Origin of the sequence: Bacillus sp. JJ664 (assembly GCF_036962205.1) — a bacterium.
Lineage (GTDB): Bacteria > Bacillota > Bacilli > Bacillales > Bacillaceae_G > Gottfriedia.
In genome coordinates this window covers 268-609 of the sequence record NZ_JBALMS010000242.1, presented here as the reverse complement: position 1 = coordinate 609, position 342 = coordinate 268, and the positions used below count along the sequence as shown (strand labels likewise).

General features: G+C 29.8%; 1 protein-coding gene. It reads right to left on the bottom strand.

Features of this window, described 5'->3' with window-relative positions:
- Positions 1 to 149: 149 nt before the first annotated feature.
- A partial coding sequence (locus V7056_RS20730) for a dihydrofolate reductase family protein (protein ID WP_499704277.1) occupies positions 150 to 342 on the bottom strand: 193 nt, incomplete at its 5' end.

Below are 342 nucleotides of genomic sequence, written 5' to 3'. Positions count from 1 at the left end.
AGATAACTTTATTTTCCATTCATCCACCTCAAAATTTACCAATTAGATCTTTATCTTTCAACAGCTTACATAGAATATAACTGCTTTTTCGTTTTACAAAATTACTAACTACCATATTTATGTCTTCAAATCAGAAAAAAAGAGATTTCCTACACATATTGAATATTGTAAGTAGATTTCATCACTCCGTTTGGATATAGTTTCATTTCCTTTAAATCTAGTTTAAGACTAGCCTTTTCACTGCCAAAAAGTAATGTACCATCCCCTACTACGATAGGATTAATTTTCAGTACTAATTGGTCAATGAGTTTATGTTTTAGCAATGAACCTGCTAATTCTCCT